Source organism: Micrococcus sp. 116 (assembly GCF_902506395.1).
Lineage (GTDB): Bacteria > Actinomycetota > Actinomycetes > Actinomycetales > Micrococcaceae > Micrococcus > Micrococcus luteus.
The window spans coordinates 2,243,179-2,247,414 of sequence record NZ_LR732370.1 but is presented as its reverse complement, the minus strand read 5'-3'; the positions used below and the strand labels follow the sequence as shown (position 1 = coordinate 2,247,414).

The window sequence follows — 4,236 nt, the reverse complement described above, 5'->3', positions numbered from 1 at the left end:
GCCCCCCTCCGAGCGTCCCGGCACCCCCGCCCTGCCGCAGGACCTGATCGACGTCGACGCCCTCCTGGAGGCGTACCGCACCGGTCACCCGGACGTGACGGACCCGGCGCAGAAGGTCGTGTTCGGCACCTCCGGCCACCGCGGCTCCGCGTTCACGACCTCGTTCAACGACGACCACATCGCCGCCATCACGCAGGCCGTGGTCGAGTATCGCGCGCACCACGGGATCACGGGGCCGGTCCTCGTCGGCAAGGACACGCACGCCCTGTCCGGGCCCGCGCAGGAGACCGCCGTCGAGGTGCTGCTCGGCAACGACGTCGAGGTGCTCGTCGACTCCCGCGGCGGCTACACGCCCACCCCCGCCGTGTCCCACGCGATCCTGCACCTGAACGCCGGGCGCGAGCTGTCGCCGTCGGGCTTTGCGGTGGACGGGGACAACGCCGGCCTCGTGGACGGCCTCGTGATCACCCCCTCGCACAACCCGCCCGCGGACGGCGGCTTCAAGTACAACCCGCCCCACGGCGGCCCCGCGGACACCGAGGCGACCACGTGGATCGCCGACCGCGCCAACGAGCTGCTCGCCGCCGGGCTGGCGGGCGTGCACCGGGTAGCGAGCGCCGACGTCGCCGGCCACGCGAAGCTGGGCGGCTTCGACTTCCTGGACCGGTACGTGTCCGATCTGCCGCAGGTGATCGACGTGGAGGCGATCCGAGAGGCGGGCGTGCGCATCGGCGCCGACCCCATGGGAGGGGCGTCCGTGGCCTACTGGGGCGAGATCGCCGACCGCCACGGGCTGGATCTGACCGTGGTGAACCCGGAGGTGGACCCGCGGTTCGGGTTCATGACCCTGGACTGGGACGGCAAGATCCGCATGGACTGCTCGTCGCCGAACGCGATGGCCTCGCTGATCGAGCGGATGACCCCGGACGCGGACGGGCAGGCGCCCTTCGACGTCGCCACCGGCAACGACGCCGACGCGGACCGGCACGGGATCGTCACCCCCGACGGCGGGCTGATGAACCCGAACCACTACCTCGCGGTGGCCATCGACTACCTGTACCGCCACCGCGAGCAGTGGCCCCAGAGCGCGGGCGTGGGCAAGACCCTGGTGAGCTCCTCGATGATCGACCGCGTGGCCGGGGACCTGGGCCGCGAGCTCGTGGAGGTGCCGGTGGGCTTCAAGTGGTTCGTGCCGGGCCTGCTGACGGGCACCGGCGTGTTCGGCGGCGAGGAGTCCGCGGGCGCGTCCTTCGTGCAGTTCGACGGCAGCCCGTGGTCCACGGACAAGGACGGGCTGCTGCTGTGCCTTCTGGCCGCGGAGATCATCGCCGCGACGGGCCAGTCCCCGTCCGAGCGGTACCGCGACCTCGTGGCCCTGCACGGCGACCCGGCGTACGCGCGCATCGACGCCCCCGCGACCGCCGAGCAGAAGGCGAAGCTGAAGACCCTCTCCCCCGACGACGTCCCCGTGACCGAGCTGGCCGGCGAGACCATCCTCGCGACGCTGACCAACGCCCCGGGCAACGACGCCCCGATCGGCGGGCTCAAGGTGGTGACGCAGCACGCGTGGTTCGCGGCGCGGCCCTCCGGCACCGAGGACGTCTACAAGATCTACGCGGAGTCCTTCCGCGGCCCCGAGCACCTGACGCAGGTGCAGGCGGAGGCGCAGCGGCTGGTGGACGCGGTCATCGGCTGACCCCCGCCCCATCTCCCCTCCCCCCGTCCGCTTTCGTGCGGGAAACGGCGGCGTGTCGCACCGCTTTCGTTCGGGAAACAGCGGGGCGCGTGCGCCGTTTCCCGAACGAAAACGCCGTGGCGCCCGTCGGGGCGGCACCAGCGGCCGGAGGACGACGACGGCGCCCCGCCCTGCCGCCGCACAGGGCCGCTCGGTAGCGTGGCCGGCATGAGCACGCAGCCCCCCGGCCTGACCACCGACTCCCCCGACTCCCCCGCCGACGATCCGGTCCGCGAGCCGTTGCCCACCGAGGCCCTGCCGATCGCGCCGGCCGGGCCCCGACCCGAGGAGCCGCGGGCCGCCGTCGAGCGGCTGCGCGCCGCCGCCCGCTCCCGCGCCGCCCACCCGCGCGCGGTGCGGGTGCGCCAGCTCAAGGGCCTGAAGCGGATGCTGACCGAGCACGCGGACCGGTTCGTCGCGGCGCTCGGCACGGACCTGGGCAAGCCGGCCACCGAGGCGCTGATCACGGAGATCGTCTCGGTGCGCTCCGAGGTGGACCACGCGCTGCTGCACCTGACCGACTGGATGGAGCCGCGGCCCGTGAAGCTGCCGCTGGCCCTGCGGCCCGCGAGCGCGGAGGTCAGGCCGCGGCCCAAGGGTCTCGTGCTGGTCATCGGCGCGTGGAACTACCCGGTGCAGCTCGCGCTCGCCCCGGTCGTGGGTGCGCTGGCGGCCGGCAACACGGTGGTGCTCAGCCCGTCGGAGAAGGCCCCGGCCACGGCGGCGGCGCTGCGGGAGCTGGTGCCGCAGTACCTGGACTCCGCGCTGGTCTCCGTGGTGGCGGGCGGCAAGGAGTGCAACACCGCGCTGCTGGCGGAGCCGTGGGACCACATCCTCTACACCGGCGGGGAGCGCGTGGGCCGGATCGTCTACGAGGCGGCGGCGAAGACCCTCTCCCCCGTGACGCTCGAGCTGGGCGGCAAGTCGCCGGCGGTGGTGACGCCGTCGCGGAACACGGGAGCGATGGCCCGCCGCATCGCGTGGGCGAAGTTCACCAACGCGGGCCAGACGTGCGTGGCCCCGGACTACGTGCTGGCCGTCGGCGAGGCCGCGCTGCGCCAGGTGACCGCCGAGCTCCCCGCAACCCTGCGCGAGTTCTACGGCGACGACCCCCGCGCGTCGAAGGACTACGGCCGGCTCATCTCCGCCGAGCACGCGGAGCGGCTGCGGGAGATGCTCCAGACGGACCTCGACGCCGGCGCCGAGCTGCTCGTCGGCGGCGACGTGGATGTGGCAGGACGGTACATGGCGCCGACCGTGGTGACGGGCGTGCGGCCCGACGGCGCGCTCATGCAGGAGGAGCTGTTCGGCCCGATCCTGCCCGTGCTGACCGTGGACACCTTCCAGGACGCCCTGGACTTCATCGCGGAGCGCCCGCACCCGCTGGCCGCCTACCTCTTCACGGACCGGCCGAGCTACCACCGCGCGTTCGACGACCAGGTGCAGGCCGGCGGCCTCGGCTACGACGTCGGCCTGCTGCACGCCGGCATCGCGACGCTGCCGTTCGGCGGGATCGGCGCGTCCGGGATGGGCGCGTACCACGGCATCCACGGGTTCGAGACGTTCTCCCACCTGCGCCCGTCCATCACGAAGTCGGACCAGGTGGACACGCTCAAGACCGCGTACCCGCCGTACGGGCGGATGAAGCGGGCGCTGCTGCCGAAGATGCTCTGAGGGGGCGGGGATCAGCGCTGCGGCCAGAAGCCGCGTCGGGCGTAGACCTCAGCGAGGACGTCGGCGCGGTCGGTCATGACGCCGTCGACGCCGAGGTCGAGCAGGCGCTCGATCTCCGCGGGCTCGTCCACGACCCACACGTGCACCGGCAGGCCCGCCGCGTGGCACCGCCGCACGAAGTCGGCGGTGGCCACGGGCACGCGGCCGTGCCGGACGGGCACCTGCACGCAGTCGACGTCGAGGGCGCACCGGCGCAGCCAGCGGGTCAGTCCCAGCGGGCCCAGCGTCACGAGCGCCGCGATGGCGGCCGCCCCGCCCGACGTCGCCACCCGCTCCGGCCCGTACGCCCGCTCGGGGTGGCCGAGGCGGGCGAGGGCGCGCCGGAAGAGGCGGCGCCGCGAGTCGTGGAACGAGGCGACGAGCACGCGGTCCCACGCGCCGTGCTCGGCGAGGATGCGGGCCAGGGCCGGGGCCGACGCGCGGTCCTTGAGGTCCACGTTGAGGCGCGCCTCGGGGAGCGCCGTGAGCAGTTCGGTGAAGCGCAGCAGCGGCTCCCCGCCGACCGTGACGTCCGCCAGCCGCTCCCACGTGTGGTCGCGCAGCCGGCCGCGGCCCGTGCTGACGCGGTCCAGGGTCTCGTCGTGGAACACGACGAGCTCGCCGTCCGCCGTGGTGCGCACGTCCAGCTCGAGGTAGGTGAATCCGGCGGCGTGGGCGTCCACGAACGCGGCCAGGGAGTTCTCCCGGTCGACGGCGGCGCCCCGGTGGGCGAACCCCAGCGGGTGGCCGCGACGGGCGGGGACGGAGTCGGTGAGGTAGGCGGGGGC

At 74.2% G+C, this 4,236-nt stretch carries 3 protein-coding genes; 2 read left to right on the top strand and 1 reads right to left on the bottom strand.

Translation table 11 applies throughout. From position 1 onward, the window contains the following. Together pgm and CITRIK5_RS10515 are read left to right on the top strand one after the other, a co-directional pair. Nucleotides 1-1,696 (top strand): phosphoglucomutase (alpha-D-glucose-1,6-bisphosphate-dependent) (gene pgm / locus CITRIK5_RS10520; RefSeq protein ID WP_236557183.1); only part of this gene is annotated, 1,696 nt, incomplete at its 5' end. A gap of 207 nt (nt 1,697-1,903) precedes the next feature. After that, nucleotides 1,904-3,409: an aldehyde dehydrogenase family protein gene (locus CITRIK5_RS10515; protein WP_061867219.1), complete on the top strand. Its 1,506-nt coding sequence runs from the start codon at nt 1,904-1,906 to the stop codon at nt 3,407-3,409. A gap of 11 nt (nt 3,410-3,420) precedes the next feature. On the opposite strand, the gene CITRIK5_RS10510 is transcribed toward CITRIK5_RS10515, so the two are convergent. Beyond that, a partial coding sequence (locus CITRIK5_RS10510) for a glycerophosphodiester phosphodiesterase (RefSeq protein WP_236557182.1) occupies nt 3,421-4,236 on the bottom strand: 816 nt, incomplete at its 5' end.

What these genes read in the sequence shown, in the direction of transcription:
- CITRIK5_RS10515 (WP_061867219.1), top strand. Translation starts at nt 1,904, where the DNA reads ATGAGCACGCAGCCCCCCGGCCTGACCACCGACTCCCCCGACTCCCCC.